At 70.2% G+C, this 26847-nt stretch carries 28 protein-coding genes; 17 read left to right on the plus strand and 11 right to left on the minus strand.

Going from position 1 to position 26847, the window contains the following annotated elements; genetic code table 11:
- Window positions 1-58 precede the first annotated feature (58 nt).
- Window positions 59-769, plus strand: coding sequence for an SDR family oxidoreductase (locus AB0B94_RS18955; RefSeq protein ID WP_357281258.1), 711 nt, complete (start codon window positions 59-61; stop codon window positions 767-769).
- A gap of 295 nt (window positions 770-1064) precedes the next feature.
- Here the strand turns inward: AB0B94_RS18955 and AB0B94_RS18960 are convergent, their stop codons facing one another.
- Both AB0B94_RS18960 and AB0B94_RS18965 read right to left on the minus strand, forming a co-directional pair.
- Window positions 1065-1256 carry a DUF397 domain-containing protein gene (locus tag AB0B94_RS18960; RefSeq protein WP_357281263.1) on the minus strand — a complete coding sequence of 64 codons (192 nt, stop codon included), beginning with the start codon at window positions 1254-1256 and terminating at the stop codon, window positions 1065-1067.
- Window positions 1243-2049 (minus strand): helix-turn-helix transcriptional regulator, encoded by an 807-nt coding sequence (locus AB0B94_RS18965; protein ID WP_357281266.1) that lies wholly within the window; start codon window positions 2047-2049, stop codon window positions 1243-1245. Before AB0B94_RS18965 ends, AB0B94_RS18960 begins: the two co-directional genes overlap by 14 nt.
- 329 nt (window positions 2050-2378) lie before the next feature.
- On the opposite strand from AB0B94_RS18965, the gene AB0B94_RS18970 reads away from it, so the two are divergent.
- Together AB0B94_RS18970 and AB0B94_RS18975 are read left to right on the plus strand one after the other, a co-directional pair.
- Window positions 2379-2627 carry a hypothetical protein gene (locus AB0B94_RS18970; protein ID WP_357281433.1) on the plus strand — a complete coding sequence of 83 codons (249 nt, stop codon included), beginning with the start codon at window positions 2379-2381 and terminating at the stop codon, window positions 2625-2627.
- A 26-nt stretch (window positions 2628-2653) separates the two neighbouring features.
- On the plus strand, window positions 2654-2887 hold the full coding sequence (locus AB0B94_RS18975; RefSeq protein ID WP_357281271.1) for a hypothetical protein: 234 nt from the start codon (window positions 2654-2656) through the stop codon (window positions 2885-2887).
- Between the two features lie 63 nt (window positions 2888-2950).
- Here the strand turns inward: AB0B94_RS18975 and AB0B94_RS18980 are convergent, their stop codons facing one another.
- Window positions 2951-5590, minus strand: a complete 2640-nt coding sequence (locus AB0B94_RS18980) for a TIM-barrel domain-containing protein (protein ID WP_357281274.1) — start codon at window positions 5588-5590, stop codon at window positions 2951-2953.
- Between the two features lie 343 nt (window positions 5591-5933).
- The gene (locus tag AB0B94_RS18985) at window positions 5934-6233 is read right to left on the minus strand and encodes a hypothetical protein (RefSeq protein WP_357281440.1); all 300 of its coding nucleotides are present in this window, start codon (window positions 6231-6233) and stop codon (window positions 5934-5936) included.
- Between the two features lie 111 nt (window positions 6234-6344).
- Here AB0B94_RS18985 and AB0B94_RS18990 point away from each other — a divergent pair, with 111 nt between their 5' ends.
- Complete coding sequence (locus AB0B94_RS18990; RefSeq protein WP_357281278.1) at window positions 6345-7745, plus strand: hypothetical protein; 1401 nt, start codon at window positions 6345-6347, stop codon at window positions 7743-7745.
- A gap of 51 nt (window positions 7746-7796) precedes the next feature.
- Here the strand turns inward: AB0B94_RS18990 and AB0B94_RS18995 are convergent, their stop codons facing one another.
- The gene (locus tag AB0B94_RS18995) at window positions 7797-8729 is read right to left on the minus strand and encodes an expansin EXLX1 family cellulose-binding protein (protein WP_357281282.1); all 933 of its coding nucleotides are present in this window, start codon (window positions 8727-8729) and stop codon (window positions 7797-7799) included.
- A 156-nt stretch (window positions 8730-8885) separates the two neighbouring features.
- On the opposite strand from AB0B94_RS18995, the gene AB0B94_RS19000 reads away from it, so the two are divergent.
- Complete coding sequence (locus AB0B94_RS19000; protein WP_357281288.1) at window positions 8886-9695, plus strand: class I SAM-dependent methyltransferase; 810 nt, start codon at window positions 8886-8888, stop codon at window positions 9693-9695.
- Here AB0B94_RS19000 and AB0B94_RS19005 read toward each other — a convergent pair whose 3' ends face one another.
- Complete coding sequence (locus tag AB0B94_RS19005; RefSeq protein WP_357281292.1) at window positions 9696-10298, minus strand: TetR/AcrR family transcriptional regulator; 603 nt, start codon at window positions 10296-10298, stop codon at window positions 9696-9698.
- Window positions 10299-10417: 119 nt separating this feature from the next.
- Between AB0B94_RS19005 and AB0B94_RS19010 the strand changes: the two genes are divergently transcribed.
- The 3 genes from AB0B94_RS19010 to AB0B94_RS19020 all read left to right on the plus strand — a co-directional run bounded on the left by AB0B94_RS19010 (window position 10418) and on the right by AB0B94_RS19020 (window position 13578).
- The gene (locus tag AB0B94_RS19010; RefSeq protein WP_357281296.1) at window positions 10418-11254 is read left to right on the plus strand and encodes an SDR family oxidoreductase; all 837 of its coding nucleotides are present in this window, start codon (window positions 10418-10420) and stop codon (window positions 11252-11254) included.
- A 155-nt stretch (window positions 11255-11409) separates the two neighbouring features.
- Window positions 11410-12636 carry an epoxide hydrolase family protein gene (locus tag AB0B94_RS19015; protein WP_357281300.1) on the plus strand — a complete coding sequence of 409 codons (1227 nt, stop codon included), beginning with the start codon at window positions 11410-11412 and terminating at the stop codon, window positions 12634-12636.
- Window positions 12637-13578 carry a redoxin domain-containing protein gene (locus AB0B94_RS19020; protein ID WP_357281303.1) on the plus strand — a complete coding sequence of 314 codons (942 nt, stop codon included), beginning with the start codon at window positions 12637-12639 and terminating at the stop codon, window positions 13576-13578.
- On the opposite strand, the gene AB0B94_RS19025 is transcribed toward AB0B94_RS19020, so the two are convergent.
- Both AB0B94_RS19025 and AB0B94_RS19030 read right to left on the minus strand, forming a co-directional pair.
- Window positions 13565-14449 (minus strand): transglutaminase domain-containing protein, encoded by an 885-nt coding sequence (locus AB0B94_RS19025; protein WP_357281306.1) that lies wholly within the window; start codon window positions 14447-14449, stop codon window positions 13565-13567. The genes AB0B94_RS19020 and AB0B94_RS19025 overlap by 14 nt on opposite strands.
- 160 nt (window positions 14450-14609) lie before the next feature.
- Window positions 14610-15200, minus strand: coding sequence for a GrpB family protein (locus AB0B94_RS19030; RefSeq protein WP_357281311.1), 591 nt, complete (start codon window positions 15198-15200; stop codon window positions 14610-14612).
- Between the two features lie 134 nt (window positions 15201-15334).
- On the opposite strand from AB0B94_RS19030, the gene AB0B94_RS19035 reads away from it, so the two are divergent.
- Genes AB0B94_RS19035 through AB0B94_RS19045 form a run of 3 tightly spaced genes read left to right on the plus strand, consistent with a single transcriptional unit; the run spans window position 15335 to window position 17519 of the window.
- Entirely contained in the window at window positions 15335-16207 is an 873-nt protein-coding gene (locus tag AB0B94_RS19035; RefSeq protein WP_357281315.1) for a GyrI-like domain-containing protein, read from the plus strand.
- A 20-nt stretch (window positions 16208-16227) separates the two neighbouring features.
- On the plus strand, window positions 16228-16563 hold the full coding sequence (locus AB0B94_RS19040) for a helix-turn-helix transcriptional regulator (RefSeq protein WP_112680179.1): 336 nt from the start codon (window positions 16228-16230) through the stop codon (window positions 16561-16563).
- Window positions 16557-17519, plus strand: a complete 963-nt coding sequence (locus tag AB0B94_RS19045; protein ID WP_357281324.1) for a hypothetical protein — start codon at window positions 16557-16559, stop codon at window positions 17517-17519. The genes AB0B94_RS19040 and AB0B94_RS19045 overlap by 7 nt, the downstream gene beginning before the upstream one ends.
- 3 nt (window positions 17520-17522) lie before the next feature.
- Here the strand turns inward: AB0B94_RS19045 and AB0B94_RS19050 are convergent, their stop codons facing one another.
- Complete coding sequence (locus tag AB0B94_RS19050) at window positions 17523-18020, minus strand: NUDIX domain-containing protein (RefSeq protein WP_357281329.1); 498 nt, start codon at window positions 18018-18020, stop codon at window positions 17523-17525.
- 175 nt (window positions 18021-18195) lie between these two features.
- Here AB0B94_RS19050 and AB0B94_RS19055 point away from each other — a divergent pair, with 175 nt between their 5' ends.
- The 4 genes from AB0B94_RS19055 to npdG all read left to right on the plus strand — a co-directional run bounded on the left by AB0B94_RS19055 (window position 18196) and on the right by npdG (window position 21675).
- Complete coding sequence (locus AB0B94_RS19055) at window positions 18196-18399, plus strand: hypothetical protein (protein ID WP_030330129.1); 204 nt, start codon at window positions 18196-18198, stop codon at window positions 18397-18399.
- 84 nt (window positions 18400-18483) lie between these two features.
- Complete coding sequence (locus tag AB0B94_RS19060; protein WP_357281334.1) at window positions 18484-19317, plus strand: histone; 834 nt, start codon at window positions 18484-18486, stop codon at window positions 19315-19317.
- 80 nt (window positions 19318-19397) lie between these two features.
- Complete coding sequence (locus tag AB0B94_RS19065) at window positions 19398-20828, plus strand: RNB domain-containing ribonuclease (protein ID WP_357281339.1); 1431 nt, start codon at window positions 19398-19400, stop codon at window positions 20826-20828.
- Window positions 20829-20976: 148 nt separating this feature from the next.
- On the plus strand, window positions 20977-21675 hold the full coding sequence (gene npdG, locus AB0B94_RS19070; protein WP_091409546.1) for an NADPH-dependent F420 reductase: 699 nt from the start codon (window positions 20977-20979) through the stop codon (window positions 21673-21675).
- Between the two features lie 102 nt (window positions 21676-21777).
- On the opposite strand, the gene panB is transcribed toward npdG, so the two are convergent.
- Together panB and AB0B94_RS19080 are read right to left on the minus strand one after the other, a co-directional pair.
- A complete protein-coding gene (gene panB / locus AB0B94_RS19075; RefSeq protein WP_357281344.1) occupies window positions 21778-22623 on the minus strand; it encodes a 3-methyl-2-oxobutanoate hydroxymethyltransferase in 846 nt (281 codons plus the stop codon).
- Between the two features lie 203 nt (window positions 22624-22826).
- A complete protein-coding gene (locus AB0B94_RS19080) occupies window positions 22827-24584 on the minus strand; it encodes an NAD+ synthase (RefSeq protein WP_357281348.1) in 1758 nt (585 codons plus the stop codon).
- Window positions 24585-24855: 271 nt separating this feature from the next.
- Between AB0B94_RS19080 and glnA the strand changes: the two genes are divergently transcribed.
- Together glnA and AB0B94_RS19090 are read left to right on the plus strand one after the other, a co-directional pair.
- Complete coding sequence (gene glnA / locus AB0B94_RS19085; RefSeq protein WP_124855802.1) at window positions 24856-26205, plus strand: type I glutamate--ammonia ligase; 1350 nt, start codon at window positions 24856-24858, stop codon at window positions 26203-26205.
- Between the two features lie 89 nt (window positions 26206-26294).
- A complete protein-coding gene (locus AB0B94_RS19090; protein WP_238671429.1) occupies window positions 26295-26720 on the plus strand; it encodes a DUF350 domain-containing protein in 426 nt (141 codons plus the stop codon).
- Window positions 26721-26847: the final 127 nt, after the last annotated feature.

Genomic DNA, 26847 nt, shown 5'->3' on the forward strand with positions numbered 1-26847 from the left:
TGACCCGCCTCGCAAACATTTGCCTCTGACGTTAACGTGAGGTTCTAGCGTGGGGGGCATGCAGATCAACGGTACCAAAGCCCTCGTAACAGGTGCCAACCGTGGGCTCGGCAAGGCCTTTGCCGAGGCGCTCGTCGCCCGCGGTGCCACCACCGTCTACGCCACCGCCCGCCGCCCCGATCGCATCGACATCCCCGGCGTCGTCCCGCTCCAACTGGACATCACCGACCCGACGTCCATCGAGGCCGCGGCGGCCGAGGTGGGCGAACTCGACATCCTCATCAACAACGCCGGCATCTCGACGAACGCGCCGCTACTCGGCCCCTCCACGGAAAACATCCGCCGCGAGTTCGATACCAACTTCTGGGGCACCCTCAACGTCGTCCGCGCCTTCGCTCCCCGGCTTGGCGGGGGTGCCATTCTCAACGTCATCTCAGCGCTGAGCTGGTATACCTTCGCTCCTGCCAGCAATGGCTACGCCGCTTCCAAAGCCGCCGAATGGTCTCTCACCAACGGCATCAGACTTGAGCTTGCCGACCAGAAAACCCAGGTCACCGCCCTCGCCCTGGCGATAGCCGACACCGACATGATGGCCGCCTACGACATCCCTAAACTGCCACCCCACGAGGTGGTCGCCATGGCGTTGGACGGCCTGGAAGCGGGCAAGCTCGAAGTAATCGCCGACAGCCCCACCGCCAAGGTCAAGGCCTCGCTCTCCCGCGACCCGGCCCTCTTCTACGCCGACATCTCCGCCGCCCTCTTTGGCTGACACCACCACCGCCTGTCGTCAGGGAATGTGAGGCGGCTCAACGTTGCAGCAAGAGAGCTGTTGTGAACTGCGGTGACGGTGTCGTTTGTCCGTAGACATTGCAGCAGCCACCGCCGAGTCTCGAAGGTCGCGTGGACCCAGGACGAGGCGGTGGCTGCCGCCGCTACGAAAACCGCAGTTGGCGGGCCAGCCGATGTGCGTGAGGCGTCCGGCAACTGCATAGGGGATCTCGACAGTGCGCCAAGTGGGCATGCCAGCCCAATGCACCACGCCCAATCCGCCTCGGGGGCGGGCGCTACGGCCGCTTGGTGACCTGGGCGACGAACGCGGCCCAGGCGGCCGGGGGGAAGGCCAATGCTGGTCCGGCGACGTCCTTCGAGTCGCGGACGGCCACAACACCGGGCAGGTTGTTTGCCACCTCGACGCAGTTCCCGCCGCTCGCGCCGCTGCGGGTGGACTTGCGCCACCGGGCGTTACTGAGGTCCATGATGGCTCTCAACTTCCTTCAGCAGGTCAATGGACTGCCGGCGCGGTAGAGCCTCGTTCCGGACGCTCTCCCACCTTGCCTGAAGCGTAGCCACCTCATCGTCCTTGTCGATGACATCCCCGCCAAGCTGGTTTTCGAGGTGTCCCACCCAGACGCCCTCGCTGGACCGTGCCAGCGCGAACGGTCCGGACAGCCCGATGTGCAGGCCGCTAGCGATCGGGATGACGTGTACGTGAACGTGGGGGAGTTCGGCCATCGCGACCAGGTGGGCGACTTGCTGGGCCATGATCCCGCCCAGACCATCACCCGTTCGCCGGATCGCGGCTTCGTCCAGCACTGCGACAAACTGTGGCCGGCGCTCGCCGGTCAGGATCGCCTGCCGGCTCATGCGCCCCTGCACGCGCTGCTCAACCTCGTCATCGGTGAGGCTTTCGACTGTTCGCAGGACCGTGCGGGCGTAGTGCTCCACCTGTAGCAGCCCGGGAATCAGGTTCGGCTCGAAGTAACGAAGCTGTGTCGCTTCGCGCTCGGCGTCCAGCCAGGGCAGAAACCACGACGGTGCGCCGAACTTCGTCGCCAGGCGCTCGAAGAGCCCGCCGTTGTTCAGCGCCCGGTCGGCGCCCCGGATGAAGTCCATCGTGAGTGCTCGGGTGCCGCTTTCCACGGCGCTGACGTGTGAGGCGCTGAAGCCCGCTGCCCGGCCGAACGACTCCTGCGTCATCCCGGACGCACCGCGAGCGCGGCGGATCTCGCTCACGATGAAATCCGCGAGGGGACTCGGCACGTCAGCCATTCACCGCTCCTCAAATCGGAGATCGACTACCCGAGGTGCCACAGGTCGGGACCCCGTTAGGCCAGGTCAGCCCGGACGCCGGAAGCACCTTCCCAGCGTAGTGGCCTCCACAGCAGAGTGTCACCAGGCGGCGCGGCTGGTGAGGACCACGAAACCCGGCGGTCGCGTTCGTAGCGGGGCCGCTCCCGACGGGCGAGCACTCACGGGAGCGGCCCCTTCCCAACGGCACCAGAGGGGGAGACCGTGCCCGACGACAAACCCGAGAAGCCGACCCCGGAGCCGATCAGCGCGCCGGGCGCGTACCCGTGGGGTTTGTGGTGATCGGAAAGATGAAGGCCGGGGACGTGGTCTGTCTGACCACCGCGGCGAGCGTGCAGTTCCTGCGCCCGATCTTCGTGCGCGTCATCCGCGAGTTGCCCGAGCGGCACACGTACCACGGGTGGGTCTGGATTGAGGGCTACGAGCTGAACGCGGCGGGCGACGCGGTGGCGCGGCGCGAGTTGTACGTGATGCGTGCGGGCGTGCGGAAGCAGGCCCCGCCAACCAGACACCAGCGGCGTCCGGTGCGGGTCGGATGATCGCGCGCCCTCGCCCGCACCTGCCGATGCGCCCTGCGTGGCTGTGCCGCAACTGCGCCGCGCCCTGGCCGTGCGGCCCGGCTCAGCTCGCCCTCATAACCGAGTTCTACGGCCATTCGATCGCGCTGGCGTTCTATCTCGCCGCATCGATGCAGGAGGCGATCGACGACGTGTACGGCCTGGGGCTGCGCCCGAACTCGGCCGCGATGCACGCCAGGTTCCTCGGCTGGCTGTCGCTGGCCCGCCGGCCACAGCGATAGCCAGGAAACGAACCGGCCGGGCGGGGTTGCCCCCACCCGGCCGGCGTCTTGATCCCTGAAACGTCAGTGCTTCTTGAACACCGGCATGGTGTCCAGCGTGGTGGTGATGTTCTGCGTGGTGCCGCCCCGGTACGTCTTCCCGGTGAAGATGTCGGTCCAGGTGTCGCCCGGCGGGAACCACACCGACGTGGTCGCGGTGGTTCCCGGCGTCGTCACCGGTGCCACCAGGTAGTCCGGGCCGTAGAGGTACTGGGAACCGGCGGTGGCGTACGCGGCCTGCTCATTCGGGTACGCCAGGTACATGGAGCGGACGATGGGCGTACCCGTGCGGGTGGCCTCCTTGGCGGCGGCGTAGGTGTACGGCTGCAGTTCCTTGCGCAGGTTCAGGAACTTCTTGGCCGACTTGTTCGCCTCCGGGCCGTACTGCCAGGGCAGCCGGTCGCTGTGGTTGGAGTGCAGCCTGTCGATGGGCTGGAACGTGCCGAACTGCACCCACCGGGCGTAGAGGTCATCGGGCAGTTTGGTGCTGCCCGGTTCGGTGCCCGGCTCCTGGAGGCCGCCGGTGTGCCCGCCGATGTCGTGGCTGACAGCGGCCAGCCCGGTCGCGGCCGACTCGCCCGGCGTGTAGCCGACCTCCATCTGGAGCGTTGACCAGTCGGAGGTGGTGTCGCCGGTGAAGTGCAGCGTGGTGCGCTTGTCGGCCCATGGTCCGGTCGAGACCGAGGTCGGGCTGCTGTAGCCGCCGGCCTGCAACGAGCCGTACGCCCGGGAGAACGCGAAGCCGGTCTTGTCGGCGTACTGCTTGTTGATCCACGCGTCGGCTGTCACCCCGGCGAGCGAGGACTTCGTGTTGTCGCAGCACCAGTCCAGCCACCACAGGTCCGGGCCCTTGCTGCCCTTCGGGATCATCCCGTCGTGCAGCTGCATGTACGCCTTGAGCTGGTCCGGGTCGCCGAAGTCGAAGGCGTAGCAGTCGGGACCGCCGTTGCAGCCGACGCGTTGGAGCTTGCCCTTCGCAGTGGCCTGCGCCTGCGCGAACTTCGGGTCCGAGCCGAGGATGCTGGGGTGGATGTTGATGCCGGTGTGCAGGCCCTGCTTCTTGGCCCAGTCGAAGAAGGCCTTCGGGTCGGGGATGCGGGTGGGGTCGATGCTCCAGCCGTTCCACTTGTCCGGCGCCTTGACGTCGGTGTCGAGGACGAGCACGTCCAGCGGCACACCCTCGGCCTTGGCCCGGGTCACCAGGTTCTGGAACTCGGTGGCGGTGCGGTCGTAGTACTCGGAGTACCACACCCCGTACGCCCACTTGGGCAGCAGTTTCGTGGGCCCGGTGAGGGTCGACAGGTCCTTCAGGGCGCGGGTGAAGTCCTGCCCGTACGCGAAGACGTAGCCGTCCTGCTCGGCGGCGGGCCGCGGCTTGGTGGTGCTCAGGGCCGAGGCCGAGTCGTCGAGCAGGTACCAGCCGTCCTGGTAGAGCAGGCCCGGAGCGGTGAGGGCGGAACCGGTCACGCCGTCCAGGCCCCGGCGGTAGCCGCCGAGCGGCGCGTGCGGGGCGAGCAGCGGGGAGTTCTTGCTCGTGACGGCGACGGTGTCGACGTTGACGTTGCAACTGGCGTCCGTGGGGCAGCCCAGGGCCACTGTGTTGGTGCCTCGGTTGAGGTGGACCGGGACGGAAACGGTGTTCCAGTAGTCCCATCCGCTGGTCGGCGGAAGGGTCGCCGTGACCGGCGCCGCCGTTCCCGCCGTGACCGACATGGTGCGCGTCTGGCTCGGCTGGGCACCGGCCCGGCCGTTGGCGTAGCGGATCTGCACCTGGTAGTCACCGGCGGACGGAACGTCCGTCACTGTCAGCGTGTCGGCTGAGCTGGTGCTTTCCAGGCCGGCCAGGAATCCCGTACCGGATGCGCCGTTGTGGTCGTTCGCGGGCCTCGCGCCGCCGGTCAGCGCGCCGGTCTCGGCCTCTGCCAGCGTGCCGAAGCGCAGAGGCTGCGGTTGGGGCGGGGTCGGCGCCGGGAACGAGTCACCCGGGTTGACCACCGCGAGGCTGTCGACGTTCACGTTGCCGGAGTCGTTGGGACCCCGCACGATGCTGATCTCGTGCCGGCCGGCGGTGAGGTCGACCGGCGCGCTGGCCAGGCCCCAGGTGTCCCAGTTGGCGGTGGGCGGCAACGCCAGCGTGTGGCCGGCGTCGCCGTCGACCCGAATCGTCAGGGTGCGGTCCACGTTCTGGCCGTCGCCGCCGGTGCTGTTGGCGTAGCGGACGGCGAGCTGCTTCGTGCCGCCCTCCGGAGCGTCGAGCGCGAACGTGACCGAGTCGCCGGACGAGGCGAAGCCGGCCGCGAAGCCGCGTCCGGTGAATCCCTGGTGGTCGGTGGCCACGCCAGGGCCGTTCAACTGCAGCGCTTCGGCTTGGCAGAGTGCGCCGAACGCGCAGGTCGGGGCGGTGTGACCGGCCCAGGGTTGGCCCTGGACGGTCTGCTTGCCGGCAGTGAGCCGCACGGTGAGGTTGTCGGCGGTGAACGCGCCCGACCCGACCCGGTACCGCAACGTCATCGCGCCGGTGTCGATGGTGAGCCAGCCGTGGTCGACGTGCTTGGTGAAACGCGTACGGGGGAAATCATCGCGCCCGATGGCGTTGAACGTGGCGGCGTCGGTGAACCTGCCGTCCTTCTGGTACTCGGTGCGGATCAGTGTCGGGGACAGCACCTCGAAACGTGCGTCACCCGACCGTACGGCTCCGTCTTGCGCCCGGTGGTGGCTGGCCTGGGCCGGCGCGGACGGAGCGAGCGCCAGTCCCGTGATGAGAATGCCGACTGCGGCGACTGCTGTCGCGCTGCGGCGCGGTGAGTTCCGATAGAGCAAGATGCGCTCCTCGTCTCAAATGGAGGAAATGAGTCGATGACAACGCTGTCACTCGCTCGAAACGCATGTCAACGGGCCTCCGAGGGTGTCGCTTCTCTCTTTCCCGTACTGCCAGCGGCTCAGACGTACGGCGACCAGGGCTCGGGCCGTTCGGCGTCCCAGCCCAGCTCGTCGAGTGCGCGGTAGGTCAGCCCGCCACGACGAGCCGGCGCGCGAGTCGCAACGCGCCCGCGACGCGCAACCGACGCAGCAGGTCCAACCCGCCCCGTACCGGCGGGAAGGGCGAGGTGATCGCCTCCAGCATCGGCTCGGCCACGTCGAGCCGCTCGAACCCCACGGCCTCCGACATCGTGATCTCTTGAACGAACGGCACCGCCCGTTCCGGCAGGACGAACGACACCGGTACGGCGTTCCGCCGGGTCGCCTCGGCGTCGCCGCGCGAACGCTTCGTCCACGAGGTACGAACCCACTGCACCACGGCATCCACCCGGCGATGCTCGGTCGCTACGGGTCCTGACGCAACCGGGATTCACACCGGCACCGATCCGGCGCACGGTCGACGCGTCTGCGGCTTGACCTCCTGCCGCACGATGAGCCGGTGAAGGTACGGCACTCGTACTTCGACCGTCTCGTGCTCCTGGTGTTCGGGATGCTGCTGCTCACCGGAGCCGTCGGTATCGCGTACGCGATGATGGACATCGCCTGGGTCGGCCTGTTCCTGAGTGCGGCTGCTGTGGCGTTCGGCCTGGCCACAGGTGGCCGGCTCGTGCGCGACGCGGTGTTGCCGTTCCGCGTCGACGTCGACGCGCACGGCTTGTCGGTGCGGATTCCGAAGCTCAAGCGCCACCTGCCGTGGGATGAGGTCGCTGCGGTCGTGCTCGCCGACGCTCCCGCGACCGCTGACGCTCCCGCGACCGACGTCCGACGCATGCTGCGGCGTCCACGTCTGCTCCTGGTGCCTGCGGCCGGGGTGAGCCTGGGCGTCCCACTGCCCGAGAAGAGCCCGGTGGACGGCCGGGCGGCCATCGAACTGTTCGCGCTCGCTGAGGTGGCCTACGGGGAGGACCAGTTCGCGCGGGACCTGGCGGCGCTGGCGGGTGAGCGCTTCCACCATCTGTGTCAGCAACCGAGCCAGCCGACCAGCGGGGTCCCCCTGCGGCGCTTTCCGGGCCAGCCCGACCGTGCCCGGCTCAAGCGGTGGCTGGACCGGCGCAGGGCCCTGCTGTTCGTCGGCTGGTACCTGCTCGTCCTCGTTCCGTCGCTGTCGCTCACCATCGTGGCGACACAGCACAACGAGCTGCTCGGCGGCGTCGTGCTGGTCGTATCCCTGGTGGTGGTCGGCACCATCACCACGGTCGTTCGGCACATCACCGAGAATTGCCGGGACCTGCTCGACGACGAAGCGATGATCGACGGCACTGATCTCGTCATCGGTGCTGGTCTGGAGTCGCCCCGGATCAGCCTGGTCTCCGGGATCGTCACGGTGCTGCAACCGGGGCAGCTCAAGGGCTTCGGCGAAGCGTGGGTGCTGGCCCGCTCGACAGGCGAGGAATCCCCCGTTCCCCTGCTGCTCCTCGCTGACCCGCGTAGCGGACTGCTCCGCGACCGGGACGACCTGCGTGCCCTGGAGGCGGTCCTGCGTGGCTCTGCCTCCGAACGGGACCACGCCGCGGCTCGGCAACTCGACGAACTGGCGAAGCAGGAACCGGCATCCGTCGCCTCGCCCGCCATGCCCTCAGCGGGAGCCCGGCCGGCCCTCGTGCACGCGACAGCCCTGTGGCAGGCGTCAAAGGGAGTGGGGCGTGCTGTCGTGCTGCTCGGCGTCGTGGTCACAGTGATGATCGCGGGCGGATGGGTGGTCGAGGAAACGACAGTCGTGGGGCCCGCCCTGATCGTCACCGCCATCACCATGTTCTGCGTGTGGCTCATATACGCGGTGTACCGGGTAGCGGTGCTGCTCAGGGCGCTTCTGACGCTTGTCGCGCGCGCGTTCCGCTGAGGCGGATTCCCGGTGCACGGCGAGGCTGGCGATCCTGCCGCCACGGCTGGGTCAGCAGCGGGGGCGGTCGAGGGGAGCAGCGGCACCCGCCAGCGCTTCGACTGTCGCCGTCGGTGCGGCCGATTCGGTCGCGGTCGGCGAGGGCGGCGCAGCACTGGGGCTCGGCGGGGCCGCGGGTGAGCTGCTGGGCGTGGGGGAGGTGCTGGCGAGGGTGGCCGTGCTGCGTTGCACCTGCTTGGTGACCAGCCGGATGCCGGTGGCTGTCGCCTGGCGTCCGTACACGTCGGTGACCCTGATGCTGTACGGACCGGGGCCGATCCCGCCCTCGATGGTCCAGTGGTTGTCGCTCTGCCGGGCGGCCTTGCGGAAGCCGCCACCGGCCCCTTGCGCCTCGACCGAGCGGAGTGGGTTGCCGTGGTTGCCGACCTGCACCGCGAACCAGTATTTCGAGGTGCCGCCCTTCATCCGGAAGGTGAGCCCTCCGTTGAGCGGTGGGTTCACCACCGCCCGGTACGTCACTGACGCGATGCCCTGTGACCGGTCGGCGATCTTGGTGAACGCCTCGGTGGAAAGGTCGATCTTGCTGGGTCCGCAGCCGCCGCACTGGTCCATCACCATGACCCGGACCGTGCCCTTCGGGCCGCTCACCTCCAGATAGCTGCCGCAGGCCGCCGATCCGGAGTACTGGGATGCGCCGAGGGCCGCGTAGAGCCGGTCCGCTGGCGGGCCGGGGAAGGAGCAGTTGCCGCCCGAGCGGCCCGCGTCGTAGAAGCTGGCCTTTCCCTTGTGGACGGCGTTGCCCGTCGGCGGTGCGGCGCAGGCCGGGGCGGCGCCGCCGCGGATGGCGAGGGTGATGCCCAGGACGGCGGCCAGGGCGGTGACCCCGGCGCCGGCCACCCAGTGCCTGATCCGCCGACCCGACCGAGGTGTGCCGTTGTCGCCGGCCGGGATGTCGTTGTCGGGGGCCGTGCCTGGTGCCGTCACGGCGCCTGATGTTGCCGCACCCTGCTGTGGCAGCGCAAAGCCGTCCCACCGATCGTCACTCGCCGGATCGACGCCGCCGCACTCCGTTGAAGGCGGTGGTGGCGGCGATCGATCCCGCTGGTTCATCATCGTCCCAGCCGAGGAAAGGGGCACGAGGTGACGCACCCCATCTCCGATGTGCGGGAGTACCTCTCACTGGAGCCGCTGACCACGCGGATCCAGACACATCAGCGCTACAGCGAAGTCCCGGACGACGTCGAAGGTACGGTCCGGCAGGCGGTGTCGCTGTCCATTGACGCGGATCTGCTCGATGTCGGCTGCGGCACCGGCGCCTTTCTCCGCAATCTCGCGGAGCGGGGCCATCGCGGCCGGCTCGTGGGGCTGGACACCTCACCCGCGGCCGTACACGCGCTCTCTGACGCCGCAGGCGTGTCGGCGCAGCTCGGCAACGCGATGAACCTGCCGTATGACGCGGCGGCCTTCGACGTCGTCACAGCGCGGCACATGCTCTACCACGTTCCGGATGTGCGGCGGGCGTTGGCCGAGTGCCGGCGGGTGCTCAGGTCGGACGGGGTCTTCGCGGCCGTGGTGAACTGCCCCGGCACGATTCCTCGGGTGTCCGCGCTCGTCGCCGAGCTGGTTACCTCGGCGGGGATCGACATACCGGTCGTGCCCAACTCGCGGGTCAACAGCGACAATCTGCCCGAGATGATCGAGTTGACCTTCGGCGCGGTCGCCGTACACCGGTTCGACAACGCCCTCGTCTTCGACAGTCCGGAGCCGGTCATCGCGTTCGCTGCGGCCCAACTGTCGTTCTACGGCGTCGAGCCCGACTCGGCCCTGCGCCCGGAGTTGACGCGTGCCATCGGCGCGAAGGTGCGCGCCTGGTTCGCCTCCGAGGCGGGGCCGTGGCGCGACCCCAAGGGCTACGTGATCTGTACGGCGCGTCGGGGCCGGCAGGGCTAGTCACTCGCCGGACCGGCGGGGGCGCAGTCCGTTGAGGGCGGTGGCGACGACGAGGTCGGCGTACTCGGCGGTGAGCGGGCCGCTGCGGTGCAGCCACCGGTTGAGTATCGGCCCCCAGATCATGTCCACCGCCACGGCGAGGTCGACGTCCTCGGCGATCTGGCCTGCCCGCTGGGCGCTGCGCAGGCGCTGCCGCTTGGCCTCCCTCAACGGCCCGTCCAACCGTTCGGCATACGCCGCCGCCAGCACGGGGTCGAGCGCGATCTCGGTGGCCAGCGCGCGCATCGGCTGCTCGTACCGGGGGTCGTTCATCTCCTCGACAGTCGCGTGCAGCACCACTGTCAGGTCCGCCGCCAGGTCGCCGGTGTCCGGCAGCGTCGGCGGCCCACCCTCGGTGGCCTCGCTGAGCATGAGGAAGGCGTCGAAGATGACAGCGCCCTTCGACGGCCACCAGCGGTAGATGGTCTGTTTGCCGACGCCGGCCCGCGCGGCGATGCCCTCGATGCTGAGCTTCGCGTACCCCGTTTCCTGAAGCAGGTCGAAGGCCGCGGTGAGGATGGCGCGTCGGGAGGTCTCTCGCCGGCGGGCCGTGTTGGGCGTCATGGGCAGAAGGATATCAGTCGACGAGACGAACCGTCTCGTCTTGACGCAGATGCTGTGGCGGGCCTAGTCTCGGCACATCACGAGACGGACCGTCTCGTCTTGAATTGCTGGGAGAACACATGCGTACCTGGTTCATCACCGGTGCCAGCCGCGGCCTGGGCCGCGCCTTCGCCGACGCCGCGCTCGACCGGGGTGACCGGGTGGTCGCCGCCGCCCGGACCATCAACCAGGCCGACTTCGACGAGAAGTACGCCGACCGGCTGCTGGCCCTGACCCTCGACGTGACCGACCGCGCCGCCGTCATCGCCGCCGTGAACACCGCCGTCGAGCACTTCGGCCGGCTCGACATCGTCATCAACAACGCCGGCACCCTGTCCATGGGCATGATCGAAGAGTTCACCGAGGCCGAGGCGCGGGCCCAGTTCGAGGTCAACCTCTTCGGCGCGCTCTGGGTCAGTCAGGCAGTGCTGCCGCACCTGCGCGCCCAACGGTCCGGCCACATCGTGCAGGTCTCCAGCATCGCCGCGCTCGGCGGCTTCCCGAGCACCGGCCTGTACAGCGCGAGCAAGTTCGCGCTGGAGGGCATGAGCGAGGCGCTGGCGATGGAGGCGGCGACCTTCGACATCACTGTCAGCATCGTGCAGCCGGGCGGATACTGGACCGACCTCTACACCAGCGTGCGCGCCACCACCCCGATGGACGCCTACGCGCCACTGCGTGCCGAGTTGGAGCGCCAGTGGGCGCAAGGCTCGATCGACAGCGAACCGCGGCTCGCCGCCGACGCGCTGCTGCGCCTGGTCGACAGCGACGAGCCGCCGCTGCGGCTCCTGCTCGGCAGCATGGTGTACGACCTCGCGTTCGACATCGCCCGTCGACGGATGGACACCTGGGCGAGCTGGGAGCAGGTCAGCCGCGCCGCCGAACACGCCGTCGCGGCCCCCGGAGCCGACACATGAGAGGGCTGCTCGTATCGCCACGAGCAACCGGTGCGGCGTTCTAGGCTCCGAGATATGGCGGCGGCGTGCCCATCGTTGGCACATGAGTCCGGGCAGAGCCTTTCACCCATGATTTCTCCTCGCGAGGCGCAAACCGAGACGGAGAGGAAACACGCATGGCTGTCAAAACCAAGACTCGTCCGGGCACCACGGAGATTCGGCCGTTCTCGGTCGACATTCCGCAGGCCGACCTCGATGACCTGAAGAGGCGCATCAAGGCCACCCGCTGGCCGGACAAGGAAACGGTGAACGACCAGTCGCAGGGCGTGCCGCTCGCGACCATTCAGGCCGTCGCCCGCTATTGGGAGAAAGAGTACGACTGGCGCAAGATCGAGGCGCGGCTGAACGCCGTACCGCAGTTCATGGCCACCATCGACGGAGTGGACATCCACTTCATCCACGTGCGCTCGAAGCACGAGGACGCGCTGCCGCTCATCGTCACCCACGGGTGGCCGGGCTCGGTGATCGAGCAAATGAAGATCATCGAGCCGCTGACCGATCCGACGGCGCACGGCGGAAGCGCGTCGGACGCCTTCCACCTGGTCATCCCGTCGCTGCCCGGCCACGGCTTCTCCGGCAAGCCGACCGAGTCCGGGTGGAACCCGCAGAAGATCGCGACCGCCTGGACGGAGCTGATGAAACGGCTCGGCTACAACAGGTTCGTCGCGCAGGGCGGCGACTGGGGCGCTGTCATCGTCGACCAGATGGGCATTCAGGCGCCCCCGGAACTGCTGGGCATTCACACCAACATGCCCGGCGCCATCCCACCCGAGATCGACCTGTTGTTCCAGGGCGACACCACCGGGGCGAACAACGCCATGGGCTCGCTGCCAGCAGGGCTCTCCGACGACGAAATGCGTGCCGCCGAGGAAGCCAACTACGTCTGGAAACACGTCGCCTACGCCCTCATGATGGCGACACGTCCGCAGACGCTGACCGGGCTGGCGGATTCTCCGGTCGGTCTGGCGTCGTTCCTGCTCGACCACGACGCGAAGAGTCTGGCCCTGATCTCGCAGGTCTTCGACGGGGCCAAAGCGGGCCTCACCCGCGACGACATCCTGGACAACATCTCGCTCTACTGGTTGACGAACACGGCGATCTCCGCGTCCCGGCTGTACGCGGAGAACAAGCTCTCGTTCTTCGCCGCCAAGGGCGTGAAGGTCCCGGTCGCCGTGAGCGTCTTCCCCGACGAGCTGTACGAGGCGCCGCAGAGCTGGGCCGAGCAGGCGTACTCCAACCTCATCTACTACAACAAGCTCGACGTGGGCGGGCACTTCGCGGCCTGGGAACAGCCGAAGATCTTCTCCGAAGAGCTTCGTACCGCCTTCCAGTCGCTGCGCTAGATGGGCGTGCACCTGCCCCCGCTGAACGGGGCGGCCGAGTGGCTCAACTGCGAGCCACTCGGCCCCGCCGACCTGGGTGGGCGCGTGGTCCTGGTCAACTTCTGGACACTGACCTGCATCAACTGGTTGCGCCAGGAGCCGTACGTGCGGGCCTGGTCGCAGGCCTACCGCGACGACGGGCTGGTCGTCATCGGGGTGCACACGCCGGAGTTTCCGTTCGAGCACGAGGTCGACCGGGTGCGGCGCGCGGTGGCGGCCCGATCGATCGACTACCCGGTGGCGGTCGACAACGACTACACGATCTGGCGCGCCTTCGACAACCACTACTGGCCGGCGCTCTACTTCGTCGACACCGACGGCGTCATCCGCGACGAACACTTCGGCGAGGGACGCTACGAGCAGTCCGAGCGGGTGCTCCAGCACCTGCTCGGTGTCGAGCGCGAACCCGTACCCGTCAAGGGGCTCGGCCCGGAGGCGGAGGCCGACTGGGACAACCTGCGCACGCCCGAGACGTACCTCGGTTTCAGTCGCGGCGAACACTTCGCGTCGCCGAACGGCCCGGCGCTCGACGAACGCCGCGCCTACCAGGTGCCGGAGAGCCTCGACCTCAACCAGTGGGCGCTGGCGGGGGAGTGGACGATCGGGTCGGAGAACGTCGCGTTGGACCGGGCCGGCGGCGGCATCGCCTTCCGGTTCCACGCCCGCGACGCGCACCTCGTGCTGGCCGCCGGGGTGGGAGCGTCGATTCCGTTCCGGGTGCTGCTCGACGGTGACGCTCCCGGCCCGTCACACGGCGTCGATGTCGACGAGGACGGCAACGGCGTACTCCAGGACGGCCGGCTCTACCAGCTCGTCCGCCAGGACGGCGCGGTCCGTGAGCGGACCCTCAAGATCACGTTCGGCGGGCCGGGCGTCCAGGCGTACGCCTTCACCTTCGGCTGACGCGCAGATCGACAGTGCGCACAGTGCCGGAGACCGGTGAGAAGCTGCGTATTTGAGCGCCGGGACGTAGCCGACTGTCGGTCGCGTACCTTGCGGCGAGCGCCTTCTCCGCCGCCTCGTCGCCGTCGTCGGCTTCGAGCAGCAGGGCGGCGATCTCATCGGCGAGCGTGAGGTCGGCGGCGGCGAGGTCGTCGGTCATCGCGCCGAAGCTGTCCCACAGCAGCAGCTCGTCCTTCTGCCGGTGGGCCAGTTCGTGCAGGACGTAGTTGTAGATGAACCAGGCGCCGTGGACCGGCAGGCCGGGGGCCACGCCGTAGACGTCGGGATCGATCGTCCCGGCCCGGTACGCCGACCACACCCGCGCCGCCGAGTCGAAGAGCCCCGCCCCCGGGTCGATGTCGTAGCCGTCGAACCGCCAGTCGCCGGCCGGGTCGAGCTCCGGGTCGGCCCAGACCCAGCGCTCGCCGTTCCAGTACTCCATCACCACGTGATCGTGGTGCCAGCCGGGAGTGAAGTAGGAGGCGAAGCCGACCCGGCTGCGGCTGGGAATGCCGTGCTGACGGAGGATCGCGATCGATAGCAGCGTGTGGTCCCGGCAGCAGCCGGCCACCCGGTCCACGGCCGGGCGCTCAACGCTCAGCGGCAGGGGAAAGCGGGACTGGTCGGTGTCGAGGACGCGGTCCACCCAGCGGTGGTTCACCTCGTCCAGCCGGTCGACAGGCAGGTCGACGCCGCCGGCCCGGTAGTGGACGATCACGTTGCGGGCGGTCGCGGCGACTGTGGGGACGTCGGAGGCCACGGCGTCGAGGAGCCCGCCGTGCCGACCGGGGTCGCTGTAGGGGGAGTGTCCCCGGTAGTCATCAAGGTCCATGGAGCCAGTCTCCAGCCCGCCGCCGTGTCAGGGTCAAGGCGCTTTTCCGGACAATGTCGACTGCCCGGCCGGCGGCCGGCGGCCAGATCTTGGACAGTTTCCGTTAGCTGATAACGGAAACTGTCCAAGATCTGCGTGTTGCCGTCGACTGCGCGGGGCGTCAGGCGGCGAAGATGCGCGCGTAGATCTCGTCGATGACGTCGTTCTTCGCGAGGCTGTAGTCGCGGGGCTGGTGCGCGGTGTCTCGTGCGAGGCGGCGCTTGGCCGCGGCGTACCGCTCCCGGTCGTGCGGATGCGAACGCAGCCAGTCGCGGAAGAGTCGGTGCCGCACGGGTTCCGGCGCACCCGGCGGCCAGACGTGCAGGTTGACGTCCTCGCCGGGGCTGACGAGCATCCGATGCCCGTGCCACCAGGGCTCGCGCAGGACGAGCCGGTATCCGAGCCGCTCCAGCGCGGGGAGGTAGGCGGCCTCCTCGGCGGTGTCTTCGACGATGAGGTCGATGTCGATGATCGGCTTGGCCGCCAGCCCCGGCACCGCCGTGGACCCCACGTGTTCCACAGCGAGGGCCAGGTCGCCCAGCGCCTCGACGATCGACGTGCGGAGGGCGACGAATCGCTGCGCCCGGCCCCTGTCGTACTCCTCAATGACGACTGACGCCCAGGTCCGTGGCGGCTCGCCGACCAGGCCGGCGTCGACCTGCTCGGGGGTGCCGTGGAAGCGCTGCACGACGTCCTGCGGATACTCGGCCACGTCGACCTCCTCGGGAAGCAAAGCTACGACATGACGATCGGTGCGGCCGCACCCGACCGATGCGGGCATCGGATGTCGGGTGGGCCACCGGCCCCGCGACCTAACGTCGGTGCTCGAAAGGGAAGGAGGCCCGGGTGCTGGATCGGCTCAACGAGGCCATGGCGTACATCGAGCGCCACCTCGACCAGAAGATCGAGGTGGCCGAGCTGGCGCGGATCGCGCTGACGTCGGAGTACCACTTCCGGCGGCTGTTCTCCGCGCTGGCCGGGATGCCGCTGTCGGAGTACATCCGTCGGCGTCGGCTCACCGTCGCCGGTGCGGACGTGCTGGCGGGGGAGCGGACGTTGCTCGACGTCGCGGTGCACTACGGCTACGGCTCGGCGGAGGCGTTCGCCCGGGCGTTCCACGCCGTGCACGGCGTGGGCCCCGGAGAAGCTCGGCGTACGGGGGCAGCGCTGCGAGCCCAGCCCCGGATGTCCTTCCGACTCACAGTCGAAGGGAGCGGCAGCATGGAGTACCGGATCGTCGACAAGGACGCGTTCGCGCTGGTGGGGCGCAAGGCCCGGGTCCCGCTGGTGCACGAGGGGATGAATCCGGCGATCGTCGCGTTCATCCGGAGCATCGACAAGGGAACGACAGAGCGGATCGAGGCGCTCTCCGATCAGGAGCCGAAGGGAATCGTCAACGTCAGCGACAACCTCGCCGACAGTCGGCAGGAGGGCACCGAGCTGGACTACTGGCACGGGGTGGTGACCAGCGTCGTGCCACCGGAGGACCTTGACGCGTTGCCGGTGCAGGCGGGGTCGTGGGCGGTGTTCACCACGTCCGGTGCGTTTCCGCAGGCGGTGCAGTTCCTGTGGCGTGACGTGTTCACCCAGTGGTTTCCGTCCAACCCGTACCGCAGCCGACCTGGACCGGAGATCTCCCGGGTCCGGGTGTCGGCGGACGGCGCCCAGGCGGACGCCGAGCTGTGGATTCCCGTCGAAAGGGTACCCACCCCTATGTAGAGTTCCGATACAGTGGCCGGATGCGGATGACCATTCCGGTCGCGAAGGTGCTCGCGGCGCTGCTCGCCGAGCCCGACGAGCAGCGCTACGGGCTCGACCTGATGCGAATGACCGGCCTGCCCAGCGGCACCCTCTACCCGGTGCTGCACCGCTTGCAGGGGGCCGGCTGGCTGGCCGCCGACTGGGAGGCGATCGACCCCGTCGCGGCCGGCCGGCCGGCCCGCCGCTACTACCGACTGACCGCCGTCGGGGTGACGCAGGCCCGGCAGGCGCTCGCCGACCTGCGGGCCGCGATCCCCGACGGCGGCCGTCGCTCGTGGGGCGGCACCGAGCCCACCGGAGCACCGGCGTGGTGACCCGCCGGGTTGTCGAACTGCTGTTGGAGTTGGCAGCGCGTCGCTGGCCGGCCGAGGTTCGCGACGACCTGCGCCGCGAGTGGGCCGCCGAGCTGCACGTGCTCGCCGGGAGCGGCCGCCGGACGAAGATGGTCGGCTTCGCGGTGAGCCTGGCAGTCAGTCGCGCCGGCGCCCCGATCGTCGACAGCACAGTGCTGCGTGGTCGGACCGGTCGCACCGTCGCCGCGCTGCTGCTGTCCCCGATCGCCTGCGTCGGAATCGTGCTCGCCAGCGCGGTGGCCCTCATGCCGATCGAGCGCATGGTGACCCAGGGCTGGTCCGAGCGGGTGCAGCAGCCGATCTGGACGGCGCTCACCGTCGGGCTGGCGGTGCTGCTGGCGGTGTTCGCCGCGCGCTGGGCCCGGCACGCCGCACTCGACGGCCCACTGCGCATCGCGCTCGGCGTGGTGCTTCCCATCGGTGCGGTCGCTGTCGTGTTTCTGTCAGCCATCGCCCCGGACGACATGGTCACCTTCGTACCCGGGCTGCTGCTCTGGTTGGCCGGCCTGACGCTTGCCCTCTGGGCCGCAGCGAGCCTCGCAGGCCGGAATCGACTCCGCGCGGCCTGGTGGGTGGGCGTCCTCGGCGCACTCGCCGCCGCCGACCTCGCGGTGATTCTCGCTGTCGTCGACGTCATCGCGGCGGGCGGTCGCGCCGGCCCGGTCAGCAGTCCGACGCCACTGGGCGGCCTCGACTGGATCTCCGCGCCGTTGTGGCTGCCCGCCACCTGGACGGAATGGAACATCAGCCTGCCCCGACCCGCCATCTCATGGGAGATCTTCCACATCGTCACCAACGAGGTGCGGGCGGAACCCATGCTCTACCTGGCCTGCATGCCGTACGCGCTCGCGTACACCATCCGGGCGGCCCGGTCGGCGCCCGCCGAGCCGGTGGCCCTCGCGCCGACCCCCGTGTAGACCTCAGTCGGGTACGTCGTCCCACGTCGTACCCGGCTCCAGGTAGCCGGCCAGCTGGTTCTCCCGCAACGCGTACGCGATGACCAGCAGGGCGTGCTTGTCCAGCTCGGGCAGCCGGTCCAGCGCAAACCACCGCACGGCCAGCGACTCGTCGTCGTTGACGCGGGCCGTGCCGGCCACCAACCGGCACAGGAACCCCAGGTTGAGGTATTCGCAGCGGTCCCCGTTCGGGTACGTGTGCGGGTGTGACACGGCGCTGGACATCCGCACCGGCGCCACCTCAAGGCCCGTCTCCTCACGCACCTCGCGGACCAGCGCTGTGGCCGGCTGCTCGCCCGGCTCGACGAAACCGCTGATCACCGACCAGCGCCCGTCGTCGGCGCGCTGGCCGAGCAGCAGCTCACCGGCGTCGTTGCGGACCACCGCGCTGACGCTCGGCAGCCAGAGCAGGTCGTGGCCGATGTGCTTGCGCAGCCCCACGATGTAGTCCGGTGTCGCCATCCGGCGATCATAGAGGTGCCCAGCAGGGATGCTCACCTGCGCATCTTCTGGAGTTCCAGTCCCACGCGTTTCGCCATTTCGGCCCGACGAACGCGATGCGTATCTACTGTGGAGATCGTCGGCGACTTGTGCGATCCGGTGGCGGCCGGCCGGTTCGCGGTGCACAGTGATTCCCATGAGCGACAGCGAACGTGGTGGGCAGTTCTACTGGTGCACCCGGCATCACCGGGTCGAGACGGACGCCAACGTGTGTCCGGCGAAGCACGTTCTCGGCCCGTACGACTCGGCAGCCGACGCGGAGAACGCCCTGCAACGAGTGCAGGAGCGAAACGAGGCGTGGGATGCCGAGGACGCTCGTTGGGCCGGGGACGACAGATAGGCGGCGCGGGACGGGCTCGCGCCGAGGTATTCCGTGCTCCGCGAGGACGCACGCGAGAGCACGTCCCCCGAGGAGGGAACCACGATGGCCGAAGCACAGCAGGCCACCAAGCGCCCGGCCGCCCGACGCACCACCGCGAAGAAGACCGCCGCGGCGGAGCGGAACACGGCGGCGAGCCGGACCACCCCCGTGCGCAAGTCCACCGCGGCCGCCGCTAAGGCGCCGGCCCGCAAGGCCGCCGGCGGGGCGGGCCGCGCTCCGGCCAAGAAGACCACCACTGCGGCCACGAAGGCTCCCGCGAAGAAGGCCACCACCAAGACCACCGCCGCGGCCAAGAAGGCCCCCGCGAAGGCCTCGACCACCACCCGCAAGACGACCGCCGCCGCCAAGCGGGCTCCGGCGTCCACCGCACGCAGGACCACCACCGCCGCGAAGAAGACCACCGGTACGGCGAAGAAGACGGTTGGCGCGGCGAAGAAGACCACCGCCAGCGCGACGAAGAAGACCACCACCGCGGCGAAGGCCCCGGCGCGCAAGACCACCACCGCGGCGAAGGCCTCGGCGCGCAAGAGCACCAGCGCGGCGAAGGCCCCGGCGCGGAAGGTGGCGACCAAGGCGTCCGCCGCCAAGAAGACAGCGACGAAGAAGACGGCAGCGGCGAAGAAGACAGCGTCCACCCGCCCCAGCGGCGGCGCGCGCAAGGCTCCGGCCAAGAAGGCCCCCGCCGCGAAGGTGACGGGTACCTCGTCGACCACCGCCCGCAAGGCGGCGGCGAAGAAGGCCCCGGCGAAGAAGACCGTCGCGGCCAAGGCACCGGCCCGCAAGGTGACCGCCCGCAAGTCTCCGGCCCGCCCGGTCGCCGCCCGAGCCACCGCCCCCAGGGGGGCCCGCAGCGCCGCCCGCAAGGCGACCGGCTGAACGCGGAGCATCCCCTCACCGGGCGGATTTTCGGCCGGTCACCGGAAGCGGATCACCCGTGGCGCTGTCAGGATTGACCCGTGGTCATTCGACGCGTACTCGCGCCCCGCATCGACTTCGGCGCGTTGCGCCGCGAGCTCGGCCTGCCGGAGGAGTTCCCGGCCGACGCCCAGCGTGAAGCCGACAAGGCGGCTGCGGCACCGCCGCAGCCGCCCGTCGACCGCACCGACATCCCGTTCGTCACTGTCGACCCCGCCACCTCGCGGGACCTGGACCAGGCGATGCACCTCAGCCGCCGCCCCGGTGGGGGTTACCGGGTGCGGTACGCGATCGCCGACGTCGCCGCGCACGTCACACCGGGTGGGGCGTTGGAGGCGGAGACCTGGCGGCGGGGGCAGACCATCTACCTGCCCGACGGCAACGTGCCGCTGCACCCGCACACCCTCAGCGAGGGGGCGGCCAGCCTGCTGCCCGACGACGACCGCGCCGCTGTGGTCTGGACCATCGACCTGGACGCCGACGGCGGCACCGTCGCCGTCGAGCTGGAACGCGCACTGGTCCGCAGCCGCGCCAAACTGGACTACACCGGCGTGCAGGCGGCAGCCGAGGCCGGCCGGCTACCCGACCCGATCGCGCTGCTGCCGGAGATCGGCGACCGACTGACCGCCCGTGGGCTGAGCCGGGGCGCCATCAACCTGCCGCTGCCCGAGCAGGATCTGGAGCCCGACGGTGAGGGCTGGCGGCTGGTGCTGCGCGCGCCGGTGCCGATGGAAGAACACAACGCGCAGATCTCCCTGCTGACCGGGATGGCTGCCGCCGACATCATGCTGGCCGGCCGGGTGGGTCTGCTGCGGACGATGCCGGCGCCCAAACCGGAGGCGGTGCAGCGGCTCCGGGCCGCCGCCGCGCCGCTGGGCGTGCACTGGCCGGACGACGTGGGTCCGGGGCAGGTCATCGCCGGTCTGGACGCCGCCCAGCCACGCGCCGCCGCGTTCATCGACCAGGCGGCCGAGCTGATGCGCGGTGCCGCGTACACCGCCTTCGACGGGGAGCTGCCGGAGCAGCCGGAACATGGTGGCGTGGCGGCCGCGTACGCCCACGTGACGGCGCCGTTGCGGCGGCTGGCCGACCGGTACGCCACAGAGGTCTGCCTGGCCCTGCACGCGGGCCAGGCGGTGCCCGACTGGGCCCGTGCCGCGTTGCCCCGGCTGCCTGAGGTGATGGCGAGCACCGACCGGGTCGCCTCGGCGGCCGCTCGTGGCGCCGTCGAGTTGGCCGAGGCGGCGGTGCTGGAGCACCGGGTGGGGGAGACCTTCGACGCGGCGGTCCTCGACGTCAACGCCCCGCCCAACGGTAAGTCCCGGCCCCGACCGCCCGGCGGCACCGTCGCGCTGGACGCCCCGCCGGTACGCGCCCGCTGTCTCGGTCAACTGCCGCTCGGCGAACGGGTCCGGGTCCGCCTTGTCACCGCCGACCCGGCGGCCCGTACCGTCCTGTTCGAGCTGGCCTGAGCGGGCCGCCGGCCCGGGCCCGATCCTCGCCCGTGGGCGTGGTCGCCGGTCTTGGCCCGGTCCTCGGCGGCGCTGTCGCTCTTGGCAGCGGGGATTCTCACAGCGCTCGGCGCTGCTGACCGGCCGAGCGGTTTGCGAGGATGAGGCCATGGCATACGACGCGAGCACCCTGCCCGACGTGTCCGGGCTGACTGTCGGCATCATCGGCGGCACCGGCGACCAGGGGCGGGGCCTGGCCTACCGGTTCGCGCGGGCCGGCCAGACGGTGCTGATCGGATCCCGGTCGGCGGAGCGGGCCGCCGAGTCCGCGGCCGAGATCGCCGCCCTGCCCGGGGTGCCGGCCGGCGGCAGCGTCACCGGCGCGGCCAACGACGAGGTGGCCCGACGCAGCGACGTGGTGATCATCGCGGTGCCGTGGGACGGGCACGCCGCCACCGTCGCCGCCCTCGCCGAGCCGCTCGCCGGCCGGATCGTCGTCGACTGCGTCAACCCGCTCGGCTTCGACAAGCAGGGCCCGTACGCGCTGACCGTCGCCGAGGGCAGCGCCGTGCAGCAGGCCGCCGCGCTGCTGCCCGACTCCCGGGTCTGCGCCGCGTTCAACCACGTCAGCGCTCCGCTGCTGGCCGACCCCGAGGTCGACCGGATTGACCTGGACGTGCTGATCTGCACCGAGGACCGCGAGCTGGTCGACATCGTCGGCGCGCTCGCCGCCCGGATCCCCGGCATGCGGGGCATCTACGCCGGCCGGTTGCGCAACGCCCACCAGATCGAGGCGTTCACCGCCAACCTGATCGCCATCAACAAGCGCTACAAGGCGCACGCCGGCATCCGCGTCACCGACCTGTGAGCCGAGCGGCGCGATCCACTCCGGTTTCATGAAGACGGGGTGTCCCGGTGCCCGGGACACCCCGCTTTCGGCGCAGCCGAGCGGATCACGCCGTGCCCGGTCCTAGAAGGTGTGTTCGGCGGCGGGGAACTCGCCGCCGCGGACCTCGTCGGCGAAACGGCGGGTGGCGTCGGTGAGAGCGCCGGCCAGATCCGCGTACCGCTTGACGAAACGGGGCGCCTTGCCCGTCCGCAGCCCGGCCATGTCCTGCCAGACCAGCACCTGCGCGTCCGTGTCCGGGCCCGCGCCGATGCCGACAGTGGGAATCGGCAGCTCGTGGGTGATCCGCTTGGCCACCTCGCCGGGCACCATCTCCAACACCACAGCGAACGCGCCCGCCTCCGCCACCGCCCGCGCATCGGCCAGCACCTCGTCGGCGGCGTCGCCGCGACCCTGCACGCGGTAGCCACCCAGGGTGTGCTCGCTCTGCGGGGTGAAGCCGATGTGCGCCATCACCGGGATGCCGGCGCCGACGATCGCGGCGATCTGCGCGGCGTTGCGGCGGCCACCCTCCAACTTCACCGCGTGACAGCCACCCTCCTTCATGAACCGGACAGCGGTGCGCAGCGCCTGGGCCGGGCCCTCCTCGTACGAGCCGAACGGCAGGTCACCGACGACCAGCGCCTGCCGGGTCGCCCGCACCACTGCCCGGACCAGCGGAAGCAGCTCGTCGGCGGTGATCGGCAGGGTGGTCTCGTAGCCGAACACGTTGTTGGCTGCCGAGTCGCCGACCAGCAACACCGGAACGCCGGCCTGGTCGAAGATCGACGCCGTGTACTGGTCGTACGAGGTGAGCATCGGCCAGCGCTCGCCACGCTCCTTGGCGGCCATCAGGTCGCGGGTGCGGACCCGTCGGGTGGCCGGGCCGCCGTACAACGCGGTCACCTCGTGCCCAGTGGACTCCACCATCTCTGTCTCCCTTCCTCGAGGCCGCCTGCGCGGTCCCCGGGTTCCGTCGCGATCGTCGCACCGCGAGACGGGCTGACGGCAGGGCCCAGTGCAAGATGTCACTCCACCAGCGCGGGGCCGCCCCACCCGGCCGCCCGCGCCGTGAGGTCACCGCGCGGCGGCGCCGGGCCGCGCCACCGACCCGGCACCCCCAGGGGTACGGCTCAGCCGTGCTCGCGCCACCGGTTGGTGATCGGCAGACGGCGGTCGCGGCCGAACGCCTTCATGGAGATCTTCGTGCCCGGCGCCGACTGCCGCCGCTTGTACTCGGCGGTATCCACCAGCCGCAGCACCTTGTCCACGATCGCCGGGTCGTGACCCGACTCGACCAGCCCGTCGCGGCCGAGGTCGCCGTCGACGTAGCCGATCAGGATCGGGTCCAGGACGTCGTAGTCGGGCAGGCTGTCGCTGTCGAGCTGGCCCGGGCTCAGCTCGGCGCTCGGCGGCTTGCCGATCGAGTTCTCCGGGATCGGGGCTGTCTCGCCGCGCCGCGCCGCGTCCCTGTTGCGCCACTTCGCGAGCCGCCAGATCAGCGTCTTCCAGACGTCCTTGACCGGGTTGAAACCGCCCACCGAGTCGCCGTACAGGGTGGAGTAGCCGACCGCCAGCTCACTCTTGTTGCCGGTGGTCAGCACCAGGTGGCCCTCCTGGTTCGACAGCGCCATCAGGATCACGCCACGGACCCGGGCCTGCAGGTTCTCCACTGCCACGCCGGACAGCGACAGGTTGGCCAGGAAGCCGTCCACCATCGGCTGGATCGGCTCGACCCGGTAGTCCAGGCCGGTGCGCTTGGCCAGGTCTGCGGCGTCCTCCCGGGAGTGCTCCGAGGAGTGCTGACTGGGCAGCGACACCCCGACCACCCGCTCCGGCCCGAGCGCGTCGACGGCGAGCGCGGCCACCACCGCCGAGTCGATGCCCCCGGAGAGACCGAGCACCACCGACGGGAACCGGTTCTTGTTGACGTAGTCGCGCAGACCCAGCACCAGCGCCTGCCACACCTCGGCCTCGTCGGCCACCGGCTCGATCAGCCCGCCGGTGGCGGCCGGCCCGGACGGCGTGGGCGGAATGCCGTCCAGCGTGCTGTGCACGATCCGCATGCCGTCGGCCAGCGTCTCGGTGGTCGGCGCGGCGGCGGCGGCCGGCAACTCGACGTCGTGCACGAGCAGGTGCTCGACGAACTGCGGTGCCCGGGTGAGCAGCTCACCGTCGGCGGTCACGATCATCGAGTCGCCCTCGAAGACCAGCTCGTCCTGGCCGCCGGTCATGTTCACGTACGCGATGGCGGCACCCGCCTCGGCGGCGCGGCGGCGGACCAGCGGCAGCCGGATGTCGTCCTTGTTCAGCTCGTACGGCGAGCCGTTGATGTTGACGACCAGGCCGACGCCGGCCCTGCGGGCGGCGGCGAACGGACCGCCGGCCTGCCACAGGTCCTCACAGATGGTCAGCGCGACGTCCACGCCGCCGATCCGCACAACTGTCAGCGCGTCACCGGAGACGAAGTACCGGTCCTCGTCGAAGACGCCGTAATTGGGCAGGTGGTGCTTGAAGTAGCGGGCGGCCACAACGCCCCGGTGCAGCAGCGCGGCCGCGTTGCGGGCACCTCGGCCCGGCTCGGCGTCCCCGCTGACCTGCGGCGGGCCGTCAGCGTCCAGGTAGCCGACCACGACCGGCAACTCGCCGAGACCGTCGGCGGCCAGGTCGGCGGCCAACCGCTGCACGGCGGCCCGGGACGCGGCGACGAAGGAACGCCGGAAGACGAGGTCCTCGACCGGGTACCCGGTCAGCATCATCTCCGGGAAGAGCACCAACTGGGCACCGGCATCGGCGGCCTGGCGAGTCCAGCTGCGGACCAGGTCGGCGTTTCCGGCGAGGTCGCCGACGCTCGGGTTGACCTGGGACAGGGCGAGACGCAGGGTGGGCATGCCTTCATCTTGCCCCAGCCCCCGCGCGACAATCCGTACCCTCGGACGAGATTGCCGCCACCCGCCGCCATGCCGCAGCGGCAGGAGCTCGGCCGTCGTGCCGGCGGACGCCGTGGTACGGCGGGGGCACGCGCTCGTCGGGCGGGACACGAAGGGACGGCCGGCGGCAGTTCGCGTAACGTCTGCGTAACCAGGCCCGGGAACACTGGGCGATCAGGTCGGGTGCAGCCCGGCCAAGGCGGACAAAAGAGTGTCGCGAGGGGTTGGGGAAGTGGACCGTCAGCAGGAGTTCGTCCTCCGCACGCTGGAAGAGCGGGACATCCGGTTCGTCCGGCTGTGGTTCACCGACGTTCTGGGCACGCTCAAGAGCGTTTCGGTGGCACCCGCCGAGCTCGAGGCGGCCTTCGAGGAAGGCATCGGCTTCGACGGCTCGGCGATCGAGGGCTTCGCCCGGGTCTTCGAATCGGACATGGTGGCCATGCCCGACCCGACCACCTTCCAGGTCTTCCCCTTCGAAGGCGGCGTCAGCGGCGAGAGCGCCCGGATGTTCTGCGACATCCTGCTGCCCGACGGCGGGCCGTCCTGGGCGGACCCCCGGCACGTGCTGCGCCGCGCGCTGTCCAAGGCAGCCGAGAAGGGCTTCACCTTCTACACCCACCCCGAGATCGAGTTCTTCCTGCTCGAAAACGGTCCGCAGGACGGCTCGGTGCCCACCCCTGTCGACACCGGCGGCTACTTCGAGCACACCACCCACGCGGTGGCCAGGGACTTCCGCCGTCAGGGCGTACTCGCGCTGGAGCGGATCGGCATCTCGGTGGAGTTCAGCCACCACGAGGTCGCGCCCGGCCAGCAGGAGATCGACCTGCGCTACGCCGACGCGCTCACCACCGCCGACAACATCATGACCTTCCGGCACGTGGTCAAGGAGGTCGCGCTCTCCACCGGTGTGCAGGCCAGCTTCATGCCGAAGCCGTTCACCGACCAGCCGGGCAGCGGGATGCACACCCACCTGTCGCTGTTCGAGGGGGAGCGCAACGCCTTCCACGACGGCGGCGACCCGATGAAGCTGTCCAAGGTGGCGAAGTCGTTCATCGCCGGCCTGCTGGTGCACGCCCGGGAGTACACGGCGGTCACCAACCAGTGGGTCAACTCGTACAAGCGGCTCTTCCCGCAGCACCTGCCCGACCGGATCACCGAGAGCCCGGCGTACGTCTGCTGGGGTCACCTCAACCGGTCCGCGCTGGTCCGGGTTCCCGCGTACGGCAAGCCCAACTCGGCCCGCGTCGAGGTCCGCTCGCTGGACTCCGCGGCCAACCCGTACCTCGCCTTCGCGGTGCTGCTCGGCGCCGGCCTGAAGGGCATCGAGGAGGGGTACGAGCTGCCGCCCGGCGCCGAGGACGACGTCTGGTCGCTGACCAGCGCCGAGCGGCGTGCCATGGGCTACGAGGCGCTGCCGGAGAACCTCGCCGAGGCGATCGACGTGATGGCCGGCTCCGAACTGGTCGCCGAGGTGCTCGGCGAGCACGTCTTCGACTTCTTCCTGCGCAACAAGCGGGCCGAGTGGGAGCAGTACCGCCGTGAGGTCACCCCGTACGAGCGGCAGCGCTACCTGGCCCTGTAGACGCAGGGGCTGACGCCGTTGCGCGCTGCCGCTATCGTCTCGATCACCGCGCCGGTACCCCTCCGGGCGGAGAGTCGGGAGGCAAGTCGGTGCTGGAGGATCTGTTCAGCGGTGCCTGGCAGAGCGTCGTGTTCGGGATCGTCGGCGTCGGCCTGATGGCCGCCGGTTTCGGGCTCGTCGACCTGCTCACCCCGGGACGGCTGCGCGACCTGATCTGGGTCGAGCGCAACGCCAACGCGGGGTTGCTGCTCGCCGCCAACCAGCTCGGCATCGCCGGGATCGTCTTCACCGCGATCCTGACCAGCTACAGCGACTTCGGCAAGGGGCTCGCCTCCACAGTGGTCTTCGGCCTGGTCGGGTTGGCGATCATGGCGTTGGCCTTCCTGGTGCTGGACCTGCTCACCCCCGGCAAGCTCGGCGAGGTCATCTGCTCACCCGAGCCGCACCCGGCCGCCCGGGTCAGCGCCGCCACCCACTTCGGGGCCGCGCTGATAGTCTGCGCCTGCATCGCCTGAGGCGGCTTTCCGCGTCGCCGTGCGGCCGGTCCGCCGTGCGGGCGTGCGTCCTCGCGGTCGTGCGTCTGCGGTCGTGGGTCCTGGTGGGTGTGCGTCTGTGGGCGATCGCCGCGGGCGTCGTACCCCG

This window comes from Micromonospora sp. NPDC048986 (assembly GCF_040649335.1).
GTDB classification, from domain to species: domain Bacteria; phylum Actinomycetota; class Actinomycetes; order Mycobacteriales; family Micromonosporaceae; genus Micromonospora; species Micromonospora alfalfae.

Bases quoted from the DNA above. Each gene is read 5' to 3' on its own strand.
- AB0B94_RS18975 (WP_357281271.1), top strand. From the start codon at position 2,654: ATGCGCCCTGCGTGGCTGTGCCGCAACTGCGCCGCGCCCTGGCCGTGC.
- AB0B94_RS19005 (WP_357281292.1), bottom strand. From the start codon at position 10,298: ATGACGCCCAACACGGCCCGCCGGCGAGAGACCTCCCGACGCGCCATC.
- npdG (WP_091409546.1), top strand. From the start codon at position 20,977: ATGGCATACGACGCGAGCACCCTGCCCGACGTGTCCGGGCTGACTGTC.
- AB0B94_RS18955 (WP_357281258.1), top strand. From the start codon at position 59: ATGCAGATCAACGGTACCAAAGCCCTCGTAACAGGTGCCAACCGTGGG.
- AB0B94_RS19040 (WP_112680179.1), top strand. From the start codon at position 16,228: ATGCGGATGACCATTCCGGTCGCGAAGGTGCTCGCGGCGCTGCTCGCC.
- AB0B94_RS19020 (WP_357281303.1), top strand. From the start codon at position 12,637: ATGGGCGTGCACCTGCCCCCGCTGAACGGGGCGGCCGAGTGGCTCAAC.
- AB0B94_RS19055 (WP_030330129.1), top strand. From the start codon at position 18,196: ATGAGCGACAGCGAACGTGGTGGGCAGTTCTACTGGTGCACCCGGCAT.
- AB0B94_RS19080 (WP_357281348.1), bottom strand. From the start codon at position 24,584: ATGCCCACCCTGCGTCTCGCCCTGTCCCAGGTCAACCCGAGCGTCGGC.
- AB0B94_RS19010 (WP_357281296.1), top strand. From the start codon at position 10,418: ATGCGTACCTGGTTCATCACCGGTGCCAGCCGCGGCCTGGGCCGCGCC.
- AB0B94_RS18965 (WP_357281266.1), bottom strand. From the start codon at position 2,049: ATGGCTGACGTGCCGAGTCCCCTCGCGGATTTCATCGTGAGCGAGATC.
- AB0B94_RS19025 (WP_357281306.1), bottom strand. From the start codon at position 14,449: ATGGACCTTGATGACTACCGGGGACACTCCCCCTACAGCGACCCCGGT.
- AB0B94_RS18960 (WP_357281263.1), bottom strand. From the start codon at position 1,256: ATGGACCTCAGTAACGCCCGGTGGCGCAAGTCCACCCGCAGCGGCGCG.
- panB (WP_357281344.1), bottom strand. From the start codon at position 22,623: ATGGTGGAGTCCACTGGGCACGAGGTGACCGCGTTGTACGGCGGCCCG.
- AB0B94_RS18970 (WP_357281433.1), top strand. From the start codon at position 2,379: ATGAAGGCCGGGGACGTGGTCTGTCTGACCACCGCGGCGAGCGTGCAG.
- AB0B94_RS19060 (WP_357281334.1), top strand. From the start codon at position 18,484: ATGGCCGAAGCACAGCAGGCCACCAAGCGCCCGGCCGCCCGACGCACC.
- AB0B94_RS19050 (WP_357281329.1), bottom strand. From the start codon at position 18,020: ATGGCGACACCGGACTACATCGTGGGGCTGCGCAAGCACATCGGCCAC.
- AB0B94_RS19015 (WP_357281300.1), top strand. From the start codon at position 11,410: ATGGCTGTCAAAACCAAGACTCGTCCGGGCACCACGGAGATTCGGCCG.